10 protein-coding genes and 1 pseudogene are annotated in these 17734 nt (G+C 68.8%); 6 read left to right on the forward strand and 5 right to left on the reverse strand.

The window, feature by feature from the left end:
* Positions 1 to 105: 105 nt before the first annotated feature.
* The gene (locus ACFYPN_RS32355; protein ID WP_389303277.1) at positions 106 to 2574 is read right to left on the reverse strand and encodes a polysaccharide lyase 8 family protein; all 2469 of its coding nucleotides are present in this window, start codon (positions 2572 to 2574) and stop codon (positions 106 to 108) included.
* Between the two features lie 187 nt (positions 2575 to 2761).
* On the opposite strand from ACFYPN_RS32355, the gene ACFYPN_RS32360 reads away from it, so the two are divergent.
* The 5 genes from ACFYPN_RS32360 (at position 2762) to ACFYPN_RS32380 (ending at position 8543) form a co-directional block, all read left to right on the forward strand.
* Positions 2762 to 3877, forward strand: a complete 1116-nt coding sequence (locus ACFYPN_RS32360; RefSeq protein ID WP_389303279.1) for a substrate-binding domain-containing protein — start codon at positions 2762 to 2764, stop codon at positions 3875 to 3877.
* Positions 3878 to 3987: 110 nt separating this feature from the next.
* Positions 3988 to 5301, forward strand: coding sequence for a sugar ABC transporter substrate-binding protein (locus ACFYPN_RS32365; RefSeq protein WP_358764570.1), 1314 nt, complete (start codon positions 3988 to 3990; stop codon positions 5299 to 5301).
* Positions 5302 to 5593: 292 nt separating this feature from the next.
* On the forward strand, positions 5594 to 6514 hold the full coding sequence (locus ACFYPN_RS32370) for a sugar ABC transporter permease (protein WP_358764572.1): 921 nt from the start codon (positions 5594 to 5596) through the stop codon (positions 6512 to 6514).
* Entirely contained in the window at positions 6511 to 7467 is a 957-nt protein-coding gene (locus tag ACFYPN_RS32375) for a carbohydrate ABC transporter permease (RefSeq protein ID WP_358764574.1), read from the forward strand. Before ACFYPN_RS32370 ends, ACFYPN_RS32375 begins: the two co-directional genes overlap by 4 nt.
* 95 nt (positions 7468 to 7562) lie before the next feature.
* Positions 7563 to 8543, forward strand: coding sequence for a hydroxyacid dehydrogenase (locus ACFYPN_RS32380; protein ID WP_389303309.1), 981 nt, complete (start codon positions 7563 to 7565; stop codon positions 8541 to 8543).
* An 865-nt stretch (positions 8544 to 9408) separates the two neighbouring features.
* On the opposite strand, the gene ACFYPN_RS32385 is transcribed toward ACFYPN_RS32380, so the two are convergent.
* The 4 genes and pseudogenes from ACFYPN_RS32385 to ACFYPN_RS32400 form a co-directional block, all read right to left on the reverse strand.
* Positions 9409 to 10245, reverse strand: coding sequence for a hypothetical protein (locus ACFYPN_RS32385; RefSeq protein WP_389303283.1), 837 nt, complete (start codon positions 10243 to 10245; stop codon positions 9409 to 9411).
* 176 nt (positions 10246 to 10421) lie between these two features.
* Positions 10422 to 11015 (reverse strand): annotated as a pseudogene (locus ACFYPN_RS32390) (transposase domain-containing protein); the annotation flags it as partial.
* A 138-nt stretch (positions 11016 to 11153) separates the two neighbouring features.
* The gene (locus tag ACFYPN_RS32395) at positions 11154 to 12116 is read right to left on the reverse strand and encodes a ParA family protein (RefSeq protein WP_389303286.1); all 963 of its coding nucleotides are present in this window, start codon (positions 12114 to 12116) and stop codon (positions 11154 to 11156) included.
* 118 nt (positions 12117 to 12234) lie between these two features.
* Positions 12235 to 16824, reverse strand: coding sequence for a hypothetical protein (locus tag ACFYPN_RS32400; protein ID WP_389303289.1), 4590 nt, complete (start codon positions 16822 to 16824; stop codon positions 12235 to 12237).
* A 494-nt stretch (positions 16825 to 17318) separates the two neighbouring features.
* On the opposite strand from ACFYPN_RS32400, the gene ACFYPN_RS32405 reads away from it, so the two are divergent.
* The gene (locus ACFYPN_RS32405) at positions 17319 to 17522 is read left to right on the forward strand and encodes a hypothetical protein (RefSeq protein WP_358764580.1); all 204 of its coding nucleotides are present in this window, start codon (positions 17319 to 17321) and stop codon (positions 17520 to 17522) included.
* Positions 17523 to 17734 lie beyond the last annotated feature (212 nt).

Below are 17734 nucleotides of genomic sequence, written 5' to 3' on the forward strand. Positions count from 1 at the left end.
CTGCCGCGTCACCGTCCCAGACGGTTGCCGCGCGAGCCGAGGTGGCGGAGACCAGGAGGCAGGCCAGCGCCGCCGGCGCGGCGATGGAACGTCGTACCGTCGCCCTCATGCTGTCCTCACCGTGACCTTCTGCGTGGCGCCTGCCTCGGCGGTGAGATCTCCGAATGTGACGGTCAGTCTGCTTCCCGGTATGGCCTGTTCGACCGTGGCGGGGCGGGAGGCGACTGCGGTGATCCGGTGCCGCCACGTCACGGTGAGCGTGGTGAGGGTACGGGTGGGGTCCGAGACACAGACGACCGCGGTGCCGTCGGCCCGGTGCCGGATCAGCACCGAGCAGGGGGCGCTCACGGTGAGGTCACCGACCGTCCCCGCTGCCCAGAAATTGACAGCGGTGACGCCGAGGGAGGGGACGTGGACGCCTTGGGCCCGTGATGTGTTGGCGAGTGTCCTGAGGAGCCCTCGCGTGCTCGCTGCATGGGCCGCGGTACGGGCGGCACTGGCGCCTGGCAGGAGGACGTAGGCGTACGCGCTGTCGACCGGGTCGATGCCGTGGTCGACGTACAAGGTGAGGTAGCGGTCGGTGAGGGGGGTGGTGGACGAGCCGGTCCTTATGTCGCTCCACCGGCCGGTGCGCTCCTCGCGCAGCGCCGTGATGCGGCCGCCCGCCGGGAAGACGTAGCCGCCATGTCCGGCGATGTGTGCCCAACCGGGGTCCCTCAGCGTCTCCGTCCAGCCCTGGGCGCCGGGCTTGCGGTGGCCGTCCACGGTCAGCGCCTGAGTGCCGGCGGGGCCGAGGCGGCGGTTGTCGATCACGGTGTCGACCGCCTCGCCGTCCGTAGCGGTGACGCCGGCGCCCAGACAGACGATGCCCTCGTCCAGGAAGAACCAGGATTTGCGCGCCTCAAGGGTCGAGGCCAGACCCTTGAGGTGCTGGCCCACCGCGGCGTACGTGCCGTCGGTGGTGCCGCCGACCCATTGCACCGCTGGGCGTTCGGCGCCCCACTGGCCGCCCTGGCCGTCGGCAAGCCGCTTCCTGGAAGCGGTGATGCCGGGCAGCCGATTGGGGTCCACCGTGGCCCAGAAGGTCTGCGAATACTGCTCGTTGGCGAAGTCGTCCCCCCACCAGGACAGCCAGCCTGCCCCGGTGTGGTAACCGCGAAGGTTTTCTCCGTTGCCCCACTCGTAGTGCGCGATCCGGTCGGAGGCCATGGACAGGCAGGCGGCCCACTCGCGGCGGCGGTGCACCGCCCGGTCCTGGGACGGGAAGAGGCGGTGTACGACCGGCTCGGGCAGGGGCTTGACCGAGGAGTCGTCCACGACGTTCTGGAGCTGGGCGAGTTTGTAGACGCTGAGCATGGGGTTGGTGTGCGGAGGGCTGAAGTAGGCCCGCTGGATCCATCCCTTGGTCAGAGCGCGCCAGCGCGCGTTCTGCTCGGGGCTCGCGGCGCGGCCCAGGGCGACGATCGAGGCGATGATCGAGTGGCCGCGCAGATGGTCGTCGTTGGCGCCGCCGGGATCGCCGGGCGGCAGGCCCCGTGCGACGGCGCGTCCGGAGACGGCGTCCATGCACAGGCCGTTGTAGAGGAAGGGGGCCCAGGCCCGTTCGACGGCGTCGAAGTAGTTTTCCCGGGCCGGGTCGGTGATCTCCCAGGGGGAGCCGGCGAGCAGCGCGCACAGCAGGCTGAGGCCGGTGAACAGATCCGCGCCGTACGATCCGGCGTAGGGCACCCACGTGTGCTGGACGAAGGAGCCGTCACGGTAGAGGCCGTCCCCGGATGTGACGTAGGGAAAGACCGGGGACAGGGCCCTCGACGCGAGGGCGAGCCGATCGGCGTCCTCTCCGACCAGACCGCTGAGCGCGATCGTCCGGCACAGGTCGACGCGGTTGGCGCCGGTCGAGGTACCCGTGTACGAGGCCACCGCGCTGTCCGGCACGAACGCGCGGACGGCTTCGGTGATCGTGGCGATCAGGTCGGCGTCCAGATGCTCGTAAAGGATGGTCGCCGCGTCCAGCAGCGCGTGCGGCCCGCCGATCTGCCAGTTGTACCAGTTGCCGTATCGGGCTCGACCTGCGTGGTAGACGTCGGTCACCACGTGCCGGATCCCGGCCACGACATCGCGAGCGAGGGCGTCGTCCCCGGTCAGACCCGTGGCGGGCTGGGCATACGCCTCCGCCATGGAACGCAACCGCTGAAATGTGAGCTGGATCTGCGCGGAGTAGGTGTACGACTCGGTGTCCGTGTCGGGATCCGGGTCCAGCCACACCATGTCCGGCCACAGGGAGCCCGGCGCGGGCAGCATCGTGGTCCGCCAGGCGGCAGCGTCCTTACCCAGCCGGGCGAGTTTGGAGGCGAACGGCTCCGCGGTGGGGCTGAAACCGGAGCCGAGTATCAGGCCGCGCCAGGTGGCTCTGAGGCTTTCGAACGCGGTGGACGAGGTGGGCGCGGCCGACGCGGCGTGGGCGGGCTCGGAGGTGGTCAGGGCCATCGCCGAGGCGGTTGCGGGGAGACCCAGCGCGGCGGCTGCACTTCCCGTCGCCTTGACGAATCCGCGGCGGGACCAAGGTGTGGGCATGGCGTCTCCAAGGACAGGTGCAGAAGGGGAAAGACCGGAGGAGGAACGCGAGAGGGAGGAGCACGAGCGCGGTGGTGGGTTTCTAGCACGGAACGCACAAGATGCTCAATACGTAAGACTCATAAGAATCGATCACTAGAGTACGGTGGGACATGCACCAATGGGGGGATCGTCAGGAGGACGACAGATGCGGTCGCATGTCAATCAGCGCCACGAACGGGTGCTGGAGATCGTGCGCAGGCGAGGCGGACTGCGGGTGACGGAGCTGGCCGAGGAGCTCGGAGTCTCGGCCGTCACCGTGCGGCGCGACATCGAGACACTGGCCGAACAGGGGCGCCTGATGCGGCTGCACGGCTCGGTCACGTGCCCTGAGCCGCCCGTCTCCGGCCCGGCTACCGACGGCGCCCGCATGGACGTCTCCGTGCCGTTGGCGCCCACCGGAGTGGTCCTGGGCATGGTGGTGCCCAGCATGGAGCACTACTTCGCGGAGCTGGTCAAGGGCGCTCAGGACGCCGTCGCGGCGCGAGGCGGCCGACTGGTGCTCGGCATCGCCCACTGGCGCTCCGAGGAGGACACCGCGCAGATCGGACGGATGCTCGACGGCGGTGTCGACGGCCTGCTGATCCAGCCCAGCTGGGAACGCGGCGTGCCCAGCCCCGAGCAGGAGCGACAACTGCTGGCGCTCCCGGTCCCGGCCGTCCTGGTGGACCGGCGCGTCCCTCTCGGGGGCCGGCTGGCCGGACTGGACAGCGCGCGCTCCGACCATGCGCTCGGGGCCGCCGTCGCAGTTCACCACCTCGCCGGGCTGGGGCATGAGCGGATCTCCCTGCTCGCCCAGGACAACCCGACGTCACCGCAGGTCCAGGAGGGGTACGAAGCCGCCATGGCGGCGTGTGGACTGCCGGTGCCTCCGCTCGTGAACGTCGACCCGGAGGACCCGGCCGGCCTGGAGGAGGCGGCCCGGTCGCTGCACTGGTCGGTGGCGAGGGGCGGGGTCACTGCCGCGATCGTCCACAACGATCAGACCGCGATCGGCGTGGTGCAACGGCTGCGCGAACGCGGTCTCTCCCTCCCCGGCGACATGTCGCTGGTGGCATACGAGGACGAAATGGCGGCGCTGGCCGATGTGCCGCTGACCGCCGTGGCCCCGCCGCGGCAGGCAGTGGGGGAGAGTGCCGTCGAGATGATGTTCGCCCGGCTCGCAGGGGGCCCCGGTGCCGCAGCACCGAGCCGGCACCTCTCACTGGTGCCCCGGCTCATGGTGCGGGAATCCAGCGCTCCACCCCGGCGATCCGGCAGTTGATTGTTTTGATCGAGTTGGTCATTTGCTCTTGACGGGCGATCGTTCTGCGCAAAAGATGAGCGAATCGCCTCCGATCGCGAGGCGCCTTGCTCACCGAGGAGCCAGTGCAGATGAAGCCCGCCCACCGCATACCCCGTCTCGCTCTCACAGCATCCCTGGGCTGTCTGGCCCTCCTCGCCACCGCTTGCGGCGGGGGTGGCGGCACGTCCGAGGCCTCGGACGGCAAGCCGGTCACCCTCACCATGTGGTCCTGGATGGTCGGCACCGAAGAGGTCGTCGAGAAGTTCAACGCCACCCACGACGACATCAAGGTCGAGTACACCGAGATCACCGCCGGCACCGATGGTTACTCCAAGATCGACAGCGCGATCAAGGGCGGCAACGCACCGGACGTCGTGGGCATGGAGTACGCGATGCTCCCCGAGTTCGCCAGCCAGGGGAACCTGGAAGACCTGACCGAACACTCCGGGAAGCTGGTCAAGTCGTTCCCCGATAACCTTCAGTCGCTGGTGACCCCCGGAGGCCGTACATGGGGCGTTCCCTTCGATGTCACCCCGCAGCTCCTCTACTACCGGACCGACATGTTCGAGAAGGCCGGCGTGGAGGTCCCGGAAACCTGGGCGGAATTCGCGAAGGCCGCAGAGAAGATCAAGGCCGCTGACAAGGGGGCCCGCATCCTCAACATCCCCAAGGGCGGCGACATCCCGTTCATCAACGGACTGGCATGGCAGGCCGGTTCGCAGGGCTTCGGCGTCAAGGGCGATGCCTGGACGGTGGCCGTCGACGACGAGCCCGCCCGGAAGGTCGCCCAGTTCTGGGACGGCCTGGTACGCGACGATCTGGTGCTCAACCACCCCGCATGGAGCGAGGAGGAGAGCACCGCAAAGAAGAAGAGTCAGGTCGCCGCTTTCGTCGGCGCCCCCTGGAGCGGAGCCGGCCTCATCTCCCAGACGCCGGAACAGAAGGGCAAGTGGGCCGTGGCACCCCTTCCCACATGGGACGGCACGCCGGCCACCGGAACCTGGGGCGGCACCTCCTTCGCCGTACCCAAGGGCAGCGACCACATCGAGGGAGCGGCCGAATTCATCGAGTGGCTCACCACCGACCCGGCCGCGATGAAGGCCCGGCTCGCGGACGCCGAGGCACCGAGCAGTGTCCTGCCCGCAGCCCCCGGTCTGCAGAAGGTCGCGGCGGCGGAGTTCGCCCGAGCCGCCGACGGCTATTTCGCCAACGACCTCTACCAGGTCGCCGCCGACCAGGTGGACACCGTCGTCGGAGGCTGGACCTGGGGCCCGGTACAGGGTTCGGTGAACGAGGCGTTCGAGAGCGCCGTGCCCGAGGGCGGCTGGGAGGCCGGCTTCGAAGCGGCCCAGCGGGCGGCGTTGAAGGCCCTCGACGACCGCGGACTGAAGACGGTCGGCTGACCGCACACCGGCGGACCTGTGACGCGGGGGTGACCGACTGCCCTCCGGACCCGACCTGGTGCGGTAGCCACTCAACGCGGGGCGGGCTCCGCGGAAGCGCCCGCCTGGTGGACCGGTCCGGCGGCGAGGGCCGTGGAAGCCCGTCCACCCACGCCGGTACACCACGAAAAGCCGCCATGCCCGGCACCCTCACGCGCGCGACCCCCCAGCGGAACCCCACCCCGGCCGCCGTGCCACCCGATCCACCACTGTTCCGGCCCCGCCGCCCCGGGCGCCCCGGTCAGGAGAATCCATGACAGTTCCAGCCCCAGCCCCTGCCCGCCGTTCGACCGGACGCACCCAACGGCGCGCCGCCGTGGCCTACCTCATACCTTTCTTCACCCTTTTCACGCTCGTCATGGTCGCCCCCATCGGCTACGCCCTCTGGACGAGTCTGTTCAAGGAAGAGTCCTCCGGCCTCGGCTTCGGCGGCACAGACAGCGTCTTCGTGGGCCTCGGCAACTACGCCGACGCACTCGGCGACACCGCCCTGCGCGCCTCGTTCCTGAACGTCGCCACCTACGTGGCGATCTACATCCCGCTCATGACCTGCGCGGCACTGCTGCTCGCCCTGCTGCTGGACTCGACCGTCGTACGGGCCAAGCGGCTGTTCCAGCTCGCCCTTTTCCTGCCCTACACGGTGCCCACCGTCATCGCGGCGATCATCTGGGTCTATCTGTACTCCCCCAGTCTCAGCCCGCTCATGGACTGGTTCGGCGCGGCGGGCATCAGCGTGGACTTCTTCTCCGCGCCGCTGGCCGTTGCCTCGGTCGTCAACATCGTGACCTGGCACTACGTCGGGTACAACATGGTGATCCTCTACGCGGCTCTCCAGGCGATTCCCCGGGAGACGCTTGAAGCGGCCATGATGGACGGCGCCGGGGCAATCCGCACCGCGCTGCGGATCAAGGTCCCACACATCCGTTCCGCCCTGGTCCTGAGCCTCCTGTTCACCTGCGTCGGCGCCATCCAGCTCTTCAACGAGCCCTACATGCTCACGACCCAGTCAGAGGCCATCAACCGCGACTGGTCACCCGTGATGTACGTCCACAAGACGGCGTTCGTCGACCACCAGCACGGCCTCGCCTCCGCGGCGGCGATCCTGGTCGCTCTCCTGGCCGGCCTCCTGTCCTACGCAGTCACCAAGCTCGGCAACCGCTGGAAGGCAGCATGACCACGCACACCGTCACCGGGCAGCCCACCCCTCGCACGGCCGGCGAGGGGAGCGGACCAAAGGTGCGAATCCGACATCTCCGCCAACGCCCGGACCGGCGAGACCGCGCCCGTCCGAGCCACTCGTGGACCTCCAAGGCCGTCGTCAACGGACTCCTGGCCCTCTTCGCCTGCTACACCCTGATGCCCCTGACCTGGCTCCTGGTCGCCAGCACGAAGGACCGAGGTGATCTCGTCGGCACGGGCGGATTCACCTTCGCCGACTTCAACCTCTTCGCCAACCTCGGGGACCTGTTCACCTACGGCGACGGAATCTACGGGCGCTGGCTGCTCAACAGCATCCTCTACTTCGGCGTGGGCTGCCTGGCCTCCACATTCGTCAGCACAGCAGTCGGCTTCGCCTTCGACAAGTACGACTTCCCGCACAAGGAGAAGCTGTTCGGCCTGGTGCTGCTCGGCGTCCTCGTCCCGAGCGCCGTCCTCGTGCTGCCCCAGTACCTCCTGGCCGGCAAGGCGGGCCTGGACAACACCTACTGGGCCGTCCTGGTCCCCCTGCTGGTCAACCCCTTCGGCGTCTACCTCGCCCGGGTCTTCTCCGAGGGGTACATTCCCGACGAGGTGATCGAGGCGGCCCGGATGGACGGCGCGGGAGAGTGGCGCGTCTTCCGCTCGGTCGGCCTGCCGATGATCGCTCCCGGCTTCGTCACTCTGTTCCTCTTCACCTTCACGTCGAGCTGGAACAACTTCGTGCTGCCGCTGTACATGCTGAGCGACGACAAGCTCTACCCCGTCACCCTCGGCCTGGCGATCTGGAGCAAGTCCTCCCAGCAGAACCCGGAGTTCTACATGCTGACGATCGTGGGGGCCCTGGTCTCGGTCCTCCCCCTGATCATCGCCTTCGTCTGCCTCCAGCGCTTCTGGCGTTCAGGGCTCACCGCGGGCGCGGTGAAGTGAAGATGACCGCACGGCACACCACGGCGCCGGACGCCGATGTCCTTTCCCCGATCGCGGCCGGACCGCGTGCGCGGCGTCCCCGCACGGTCCTCGCGATGTCGCGGGAGACCCGCGACGCCCTGCGTGACGAGGGCGCCATCGACCTGTTCCGCGAGGCGGCCGACCTCGATCCGGACCTGCTCGTCACCGACTTCGCCGACCCCTCCGTCGCCGAGACCCTCGGCCGGACGGAGGTGCTGATCACCCACTGGGGCTGCCCGCAGCTGACGGAGCAGGTGCTCGCGGCGATGCCCCGGCTGCGGGCCGTCGTCCACGCGGCAGGGTCCGTCAAGCACCATGTGACCGCCGCGGTCTGGGAGCGCGGCATAGCGGTCTCCAGCGCCGCGGCAGCAAACGCACTGCCGGTCGCTGAGTACACGCTGGCCGCGATCCTCCTCACCGGTAAGCGGATCCTGGAAAGCGCACGTGCCTACCGTGAGCGGCACGCGGCGTACCCACTGCTGCCCTACTTCGCCGGTCACGGCAACTACCGTCGGGTTGTTGGCATCGTCGGCGCCTCGCGTACCGGCCGGCGCGTGATCGAACTGCTGCAGCCGTACGATTTCACCGTCCTGGTCCACGACCCCTACCTGGACGGCGCCGGTGCGGCCCTCCTCGGCGCGCGGCTCGTCGGACTCGACGAACTGACCCGGCTCAGCCAGGTCGTTTCCATCCACGCACCCCAGCTGCCGGACACCCACCACATGTTCGACGCCAGACGTCTGGCCCTGCTGTCCGACGGTGCCACACTGATCAACACCGCGCGCGGCTCCCTGGTCGATACGGACGCGCTCATCACCCACCTGACGTCCGGACGCATTCACGCAGTCCTCGACGTCACCGCCCCCGAGGTACTGCCCCCCGAATCCCCGCTCTTCAAGCTGCCCAACGTACTCCTCACCCCGCACATCGCGGGCTCGCTGGGCGGCGAGCTGGGCCGCATGGCCGACTCCGCAGCCGCCGAGATCACCCGCTACGCCCGGGGCATGCCCTTCGCCCACAGCGTGGAGCCCCAGGACCTGTCCCGGACAGCGTGACGGCATCGTCTTCCACACTTCGATGAGAGGCCATGCCCGCAGCGTTCGGCCAGGTCACGCCAGGAGATCCCGGTCCGTATCGTGTAGACGATGCCGTCGATCACTTGACGGTCCTCACCCGTGGTCGCCTCCTCGCGCCCCCCGGCAATGAGATCAGCGCCTAACTCCCCCTCCACATAGGCAAGTTCATGGCGGTGTACCGCGCCGCCATGAACCACCATCTGGCGATCCGCGAAGGCGGTCCCTGGCGGGCGGCCCCGGCTGCGAGGTCGAAGGGGGCACCTGAGCCGCTCGCTCGCCGCCCACCGCCGTCTGCCCTCCTCGGGTTCACGGGCGCCTGTGGGGAGCTTGGCGGGTTTGGGGGTGCCGGAGGTTTGGTCGCGTCCGGCGGGGCCGATGAACTGGCCCGACTGGACGTACGGGCTGGTCGCCGCGTACAGGGAGGGCCAGACCGCACCCTCGGCCGAGCCCATGAGCAGGCGTGCGACGATCGGGGTGATTATGCGGCTCAGAGCGCCGCTGCCGTGCTGCTGGAGGCCGGTCATCGCCGACCTTGGGCGGGACGGGCAACCCCCACTGGAGCGCCCAGGCCAAGGCGGTACCGCGAAGCGAGTGGGTGGTCGTGACGTGCCCGAAGTGCCATGCCGGACCGCGGCAGGTGTGCGTCGGCACCGTGAGCGCGCATGGCGCCCGGTGGGAAGTCCCGCACCAGGAGCGGGTACAGGTCGTACGGCGGGTCCGTGAGAAGGAACGCCTTCAGCGACAGGCTGAGATCCAGGCCCGGCAGAGCACCCCTCGGAGCGTCAACCGAGGCTGGCGGACATGGGGCCTTGACCCAAGGCCGGGTAGTTAACGTTTCCGCAGGTCACGCAAGAGGTGTTGGGGTCCATGCAGTGGCGGCGTAGAGGCCGGGGCCGAGTTTGTGGATGAGGCCGGTCTCAGCCCATCTGGAGAGCTGCCGGTACATGGTCTCCATGGTGATGTCGCCGAAGTGAGAAGCGATGTCACGGGGGCGCCAGAGGCGGGTGGGGTCTTCCTCGAGCAGGCCAAGGATCCGGTGACGGCGGCGGTCGGCGGGGGCGGTGTTCCGGTCGTCGCGGGAGATGGCGGGGAGCTGAGGGTGCGGTTCGCGAGGTTCGAGGACTTGGATGTCGAGACCGGTGATGGTGCGGCTGGCGTCGGGCCTGCCGTCGTCATGGCGAGTGCTGTAACGGGACATCGGTGACTTGACCTTGCGGGTGCTGACGCGCTGGCGCCGGGGCGGCAGGAGACGGGCCAGAATCCGGTGCCCGATCAGCCCGACGCGACCGACATCGGCGGGGTCGGTGATGACGGCGGCGGCCTGGACGACCTGGTCGCGGGCAGTCTGGAGGGCGACGGTGAAACAGCAGCGGTCCGGATCGGTGCCGGGCAGCGACTCGGCGGCCTCGACCATCATGGTGCGCAGAGCCTGGTAGAGGGTGAGCATGGCCCACATCTCCTGTTCGACACCGGCCGGGTCGCCCGAGCGCAGGACACGCCCGTTCATGATCGTGTGACGGAGCGCGTAGTACGCAGATTCATGTTCCCACCGCTGGTGGTAGAGGCCCACCAGCGCGGCCGCTGGGTAGCGGCCGGCGTCGGTCAAGGTGGTGACCAGCCGGTAGGAGCTGGTGAAGACGGTGCCGTCCGCGCAGGTCACCGTGATGGTCGCGTCGATCACACGTACTTTCTCGGCGGTGATCACCGACAGGTATGAGCCGTCGGCGAGACGTGTGAGAACGGGGGTACGCCGGTTGCTGCGGAGGCGGCCCAGAACTGAGCGCGGGTCGCGGTGACGGAGGCAAGGAAGTCGTTGCCGTCGAAGCCCTTGTCCCACAGGACGAGCATGTCCGGCCGCAGCAGATGCAGCAGGCGCGAGGCATAGCTGGTCTCGCCCTCGGCGGTGGGCCCGAACACCGCGCCGATCAGGGCCCGTGGGCCGGTCTCGACCAGCGTCATCAACTCCATTGTGGGATAGCCGTGATGGGAGGTTCGCCCCAGCCAGGCCCTGTTTCGCCTGGAGTCGGGGACCTTCTGGGAGCTGCAGCCGTCGAATGACGCAGTGCGGTACGGCCCGAACCGCACACCTGGTGTCGTCGGCCGTGCCAGAGGCCCCGCGAGAACCTCGAATAACGCCCGCACCGGCGCACTGCCCAGTCGTCGGCGCAGATCACGCAGGGCCTTCGGCGTCGGGGAGGCCACCGGCACTTCGGCCACCCCGGCCGTAAGCTTGTCCCGGACCAGCCGGTAGCCGACCTCAGGGAACAGACACATCGCGAGCAGGAAGTAGATCCCGACCCGCGAAGGAAGATCACGCAGTCGTCTCTGTACCGAGCGTGTCTCCGCCAGGACCGCGTCGACCAGCTCGAACGGCACGACGGCCGTCAGCTCGCCCAGATGCCCGGGCGCGAACCGGCCCGCAGCGACTGTGACCGTACGGGTGATGGCCATCACCGGGGCCGGCAGGACATGATGAAACGGCAACGGAGCTCCTCAAGTACAAGCTGTCTTGGACGACTGCCTGTACCAACGAGCTCCGTTGTTCTGCGTCGGAAATCCTTCAACTGGCTTGCGTGACCTGCGGAAACGTTAACTACCCGGCCTTGAGTCAAGGCCCGCATCCTGAACCTGGGAGACGGTCATGTTGTCGTGAGCCAACCCGGCTGGTTCTGCGGTTCGGCGGGGACCGCCGGGTCCACCGCGGAGTCGGCGGCCTTCTTCAAGCGGCTGGTGCCCGCCGTGATCAGCTTGTTGCTCACTCCGACACCCCCGCGGCAGAATCCTGTCGTACGCCTCCGTCAGCGCCTGGGCTTCGCGCCCAGAAGCATCAGTGATCGGGACGCACGCGAACCGGGTCTGCTGGCGCACCGAATGACGCGGGATCGCGAGGTCGTCGCGGTACAGCGGACCGTAGGTGGCCGCGAGGTTCTTCCCTATGGCGTCCTTCAGGGGGCTGCGTCCGCCCGGCACGATCGACGGTACGATCCTGACGACCCGCAGGTCCGCGTTCATCTCGAGGTCCTTGACGAGCTTGATCGTGTTCAGCGCCTCCGCCGTGCCGATCCGGCCGTCCTCGTCGAGCGTCGCCGGGATGAACACGTCCGTCGCCGCGATCAGCGCGGACGTCACCAGCTTCCCGCCGGCCCGGCGAGGCAGGTCCAGCACCCCGACGCCGTCCGGGCCGATCACGCCCTTCAGCGCCATCCGCAGCCGGAACTCGAGGCCGACGGCGACGTTGTCCGTCTCCCGGTTGGCCAGCGCCCGCTCGGCGGCGATCACCCGCACGCCCGACCACGCCTCCGACGCCGGCACCAGCGCGTCGGCCGCGAGACCGGTGTCGCCCTGCGGGTCCAGCGCGAGCAAGTCGTTCATCGAGAACGCCGGCGCCTCGTCCTGCGAGATCCCGAGCTCGGAGGTGAACGTCGCCCGGGAATCGAGGTCACCGGCCACGACCGCGAGCTTGCGTCTGCGCGCGGCGGCCACCAGCCCGGCGGACAGGGCGCTCTTGCCCACGCCGCCCTTCTCGCTGTACACAGCCAGCACCCTGGTCACGACGAGATCCTCGCTTTACGCACTGTTTCCACGGCAGAAGGCTGTCGGCAGGAGGAGAGAGAGCTGACGGGAGCCGCACCGCCGGATGGAGCCAGGGGAGAACACCCTCAGGTTGAGCTCAGAGCGGCGGCTGGTCCACAGGGTAGATGCGCTCGTCTGGCTGGGACGGATTCGGAGAAGACGCGTCTGCGGCCCCGGCGTCCTTTCTGGCGTCCACTGCGATCTTCTCCAGCACATGGGCGGCCAGTTCATGGTCGCCCGCGGCCTCCAGCCAGTGCGCGTAGTTCCTGTGGGCCCGCAGCGTCGTCTCATCGTGAGGACCCTTACAGCTGACGCAGGTATCGACGATTCGCCGGTAGAGGTTGGCGGCATGCCGGGCGTCGCCCGCCTTCCCGGTCCACGTGGCATGGCCGATGCGGGCCTGGAGGGTGACGTCGTGATCAGGGCCCAGGAGATGGCTGCTGTAGGTGGTGAGCTGGTCGTAGAGCCACGCCGCCTGCTTGCTGTCTCCCGCCTTGCCGGTCCACTGGGCGTGCAGGGCGCGAACCCTGAGGATGTTTTCCTGCTCCGCAGCATCGTTCGGGTTCTGTCCGTGGAGCAGGCGGTTGATGGCCTGCTCAAGCAATCGCACGGCCTTCACGGCATCCCCGGCCATGCCTGACCAGACTGCGTATGCACGCAGGGCGAGGATGGAGTTCTTGTGATTCGCCCCCTGCACCCGTTGGTAGTCCACCAGAAGCTTCTCGAAGAGACCCGCGGCCTCGGTCGGGTGCCCTGCCATCCCGGTGCTGTTCGCGAAGTTGTAGCGGCACCGGAGCGTGACCTCAGAGAGTGCGCCCAGACGCTGCACCTGCGCAGAGACCAGTTCCGCGTGAATCCGTCTGGCTTCTTCCCAGTCTCCGCTGCGCCCCAGCCAGTAGGCGAAGTTCTCCCGGGCGCTGCGCGCCTGAGCGACGTCTACTCCGTCGTAGGCGAAAACGGAGTGCCCGGCTGCCAGCCGCTGGTAGAGATACGCCTTGGCCGACGGCTCCGTCGCCTTCTGGGCTTCTTCCAGGTGATGCTCCAACACCAGCTTGGCTGCCCCGGGATCTGCGGGAAGCCGGTCGTGCGTCCAAGCGGCCCCGTCGAAATACGTCAGCTCAATGTCCCCAGGATGCTGTCGCCGGTAGCCGGCCGCGCGGTCCTGCTCATCGGGGGAAGCCTCTGGGCGCGAGCCCTCGTCGGCGGTCGGGCAGACCCCGTCGGTGGCGCCCTGGCGCGTCGGCGCAGGCGCCGCGACGGGCGGGTAATGAGCGGCAAGCAGTGCGTCAATCATGGAGTCGGGCAGGGCCCGGGACATGAACGACGCGGCTTGCTCGCGGGTAGTGACGAAGCCGAGCTGCATGGCTCCCTCCAGCAGGGCCTCCGCGCTCCTCACTTCAACGTTCCGGTGCAGTGCTGTCTGCAGGATCTGAAACGCCCGGTTGGCGTCGTGAGGCATCACTGCCCGGGCACTCCGCACGATGTCCGCCGCATCCCCACCCTGTGCTGCAGCGCGGTAGGCCGCTTCGAGTTCCTCGGCGGTGGCCACCCCTTGTAGGGCGCTGAACAGGGCTGCGCTGTCGGACGGCTGCACGCGGCTCACGGTGTGCTGGATGAGGTACCCGCGAGCGGGATCCGCCTCGGTCGTCAGTTCGTTCAGATACGCGATGAGCTCGTCCGCTGTGGCGGGCAGAACCTTGTCGGCGGCGGCTGTGTCGCGACCGCTGGTTGTGAGATAGCCGCAGTAACCGGTGAGGACGTCGGGTGCCAGTGCCGAGAGGAGAGTGGTCGCGGTGACGTCCAGTTCGACTACCGCCCGATCCAGGACCTCGTAGCTGTCGGCGAGGAGGGAATCGTCGAAGAGCTGCTCCGCAGCGTCCGCCGCCTCATCGAGATGCTCCGCAGGCGGGAGGCCCGGGCGGGAGCCGCTGCGCAGGAGGCGCGCCTGGTGTGTGAGCCACGAGCTCTGACGGGGACGGCCCGCAGCGGCCAGCAGGTCAGCCAGTTCGAGGGTCCGAGCGGCCGAACCACTACCGGCTACCCGCAGGACCTGCAGCACATCATGACCTAACCCCTGCGCCCCCAGCTCGGCGACGAGACCGGCTACGAAGGATGCGTCATAGCCGGCGGTGACCTCGCTGAGGCGGGCCGCCGTCGCGGAAGAGCAGTGACCGAATATCTCGACCAGCGTGCCAGGAGATGAGGTGCGCACGGCGCGCTGGTGCAGTGCCAGGACGTAGTCGTCCAGTCCGGCTCCGGTGAGCGCGTCACTCAGCTCGACGAATGCCAGAGGTGTCTGGGGGAGGTACTCCACCATCAGCTGCGCGTACCCGGTGGCACCTGACTGGTCCAGGGCACGGATCAGGTCTGCGCACTCGACGGCCTCGCGCTCGCAGGCGCCCCGCAGCAGCGGCACGAGATCCTGGACCGCGAGACCGCCCCCGACGACCGACGCGAAGTCGGCGGGGGAGAGCACGGTGCGTCCCGCGATGCCCAGGATCGTGGAAGCCTCCTCTCCCCACGGGCCCGCCCGCAGGGTTCGGGCCATCTCCACCGCGTGCTCGAGATTCCGGCACGCAGTCGCCACCAGCTCCGTCAGCGGCTCGTGCAGCGACGCCAGGCCGCTCTCCAGGAGACGGTCGACCACCTCCGCAGCCGCGCGCACCGGCCGATCATGGATGCATCGCGTGAGCGCGTCCGCAGCCAGGTCCGGCATGCCGCCGGCGAAGGTGACCAGGAGGGACCAGACCTCTTCAGGAGGACGCTGCACCACGGCCTCCAGCAGAGAAGCCTCGTCAAGGGCGAGCGCCCGCGTGTACCGGGCCATGCGGATGATCTGCTCAGCAGTCCCGCGCGCACCGACCCGGGCTATCAGCTCCTGCCTCAGCGTTTCGCGCTCCCGGCCGACCAGCACCTCCGCGAGCTCCACCGCGTCCCCCGGACGCTGCTGCAGGAAGGAATCCAGCAACCAGCTCCAGTCACCGGCGCCCCCGGGTGCGCGCAGTGCCGCCAGCACGTCCGCGACGTCCGCGACCGGCTTCGTCGCGACGCGGTCCGTCACCGTCGCGGTGAGTGCCGCCTCTCCGCTCGTACTCAACAGCGCCAGGACGGCCACCAACGCCCTGTAGGGGCGTGCAGCCAAGGCCACCACAGCGGCTTCGAGCGATGCGTCGGGGAGCCGAGGGAGCAGCGCGACGATGTCACGAGCGGGCCGGCGGGTCACCGATCCCTGAGCCAGTCGCTCCGCTTCGGCAGCGCAGTTGTTGCGCTCCAGCACGTGAATCAACTCGGCGACCTCGCTCGGCGGGCGCCTTGGAACGGCAGCGTCCAGCAACCGTGCGGCCACCGCTTTCAGCCCGCGTTCCAGCAACGAGCTCACCAGACGCGTCAGATCCTCAGCCGGAGCCTGGGCCGACTCATCCAGAAGCCAACCCACTTCGGACACCGCATCACCGGCCTGCAGCGCCCGGACGACCGCCACCACGTCGCCGGCGGGCAGACGCGCACACGCTCGAAGCAGTTGTTCCCGCTGCCGGTAGAGGCATGCCTCGCCCAGCGCGCCCATCACCGTCAGGACGGCCTCGCCGCCCCGCCCGGCAACCACTGACAACAAGGGCTCCACCGCGTCCAGATCACCCTCCGCGAGGAGGTCCTGCACCGTGGCCACGATCTCGTCGGGTGAGCCCGCCCCTCCCACCCGCACTGCCTCCAGATGGACTTCGCTGCGCGAAGGCTGGGCATCGACTCTGGCGATTGATTCATCTACGGAACCAGCGCCCGCGTGCGTAGGCTCCTTCTGCGACAACCGCTGCTCAGCCCGACGGACAGCGGCCTCCGCCGCGGCCACCACGTCCGCATCGGCGGCCCGGGACGCGTGCTCCCGCTGGAGATCGTCCCGCTCCGTACGTACCTGCTCCAGCAGCTCCTTCAGGACCGAGATCTCTTCGCCCAGCTTCTCGCGCTCCCGCTGATCGACCACAGCGGCCAGTTCCGCCTCGTTCGCCCGCTCGTTCGCCAGCACCAGCGCCTCGCGCGCCTCGGCCCGCTCCGTCTGAACCTCGCGAAGGGCGGTCTCAAGCCGCTCGATCCGTGCCCTCAGGAGGTCGGCACTCTCCTCCAGCTCATCCTTCACCGCCACCAGCTCCGAGAGCCGGCGCCGGGCGGCCTCCATGGCTGCGGCATGCTCCGCCTCGGACACCTGCACCCTGTCCCGGGCGTCAGATTTCACCTTCTCGATCTCGGCCTGCGACTGGCGAAGCCGCGTCGCCAGTTTCGTCTGAGTCGTCCGGCTCTGCGCGAGTTCCCGCTCCGTCAGCGCCCCGCGGGCCTCGAACTCCTCGCACTGCAGCTGCCAGAACCGAGCCTGCTCCTCGGCCATCATCAGCTCGTAGAGCTGCGGATTCTTCGTGCGCAAGGCGGCGGCATGCGTCGCGTGCACCCGCTGGTGCACCTCGGCAGGCAGCGGTGAGTCAACCTTCACCTCAACCAGCAACAGCAGCTTCTTCAACTGCTGCGGCGTCGGCACCATGCCCGCCCGTCCCATACGGGACAAGGTCGGTGCCTTCATGCCCGCCCCGAGTTCGTCCGCGATCTCCCGATGGCCCATGCCGCGTTCCTTCAGCCGCGCGAACAGGTCGCGGACACACAGAGCGAACTCCTTCTCCGCCTCCGTAGCGCTTTCGACCATCGCCGCGTATGAGCGGCCGGCACCCCGTCGGGCGGCACCTTCCTGCCCACCGTCGCCTTCAAGCGCCCCACCCACGACCGCCGCCCCCCACCCGGAAGACCCCAACCCGGATCTCTCTTGATTCACCCCCTGACCTGCATTGATGCATCTTTTGAGGCAATTTTTCAGGCCCCATCGTGAAGGCAGCACCAAAACAGAGCCGACCCATTGCCAGCAAATACAGATCAGGGAGATACAGAATGCTTCACAACCAGCCGTGCAGGCAGGGGCTTTCCGAACCTCACGGGGCCAACTTCCCGAAGCGACACGGGATCGGCCGACGCGTCTCGCTGAAGGTAGCCTCCTTGGCCGCGCTCCTCGTCCTCGTCACCGCGCCCACGGCGGCCGGACAGGCCCCCATGACGAACCCCGCACCCCCCACTGCCGAAACCTCGGCACCCCAGCCTGCCCCGCAGACTCTCGAGCCCACGACCCCCACACCGTCAGCTCCCGCAATGGGGCCTGACGCGCAGGCACCAGCAACGGTCACCCAGCCGCCAGGCGTCAGCGGCTACATCCCCGTCGAGTACCTTCTCCCCCTCCTGCTCGCCCTCCTCATTGCCTTCCTGGCCGGCCGTCCCGGGGGGCAGGACGCGATCAAGAACCTCCTGCGCCTGCTGCGCATCGGGGGAGGGGACACCACGCCGCCGGCTCCCTAGGCGAGGTAGGCGGCCGCGGGAGGGGGTGGTGCGCCGTGATCTTCGACCAGAGAACATCACCCCGTAGGACCCTCAGCGCGCCTGGCCTTGATGCCAGGCATCAAGGCCAGGCCCCGGTGAAGAGAGCGGAGCTGCAGCGATCTGATCAGCCGTCCGGCGGCCCTCACACACGACTCAGCCCGGGGGTGGACCCGACTTCCGTCGGGTCCACC

The organism is Streptomyces sp. NPDC005576, assembly GCF_042871745.1.
Taxonomy (GTDB): domain Bacteria; phylum Actinomycetota; class Actinomycetes; order Streptomycetales; family Streptomycetaceae; genus Streptomyces.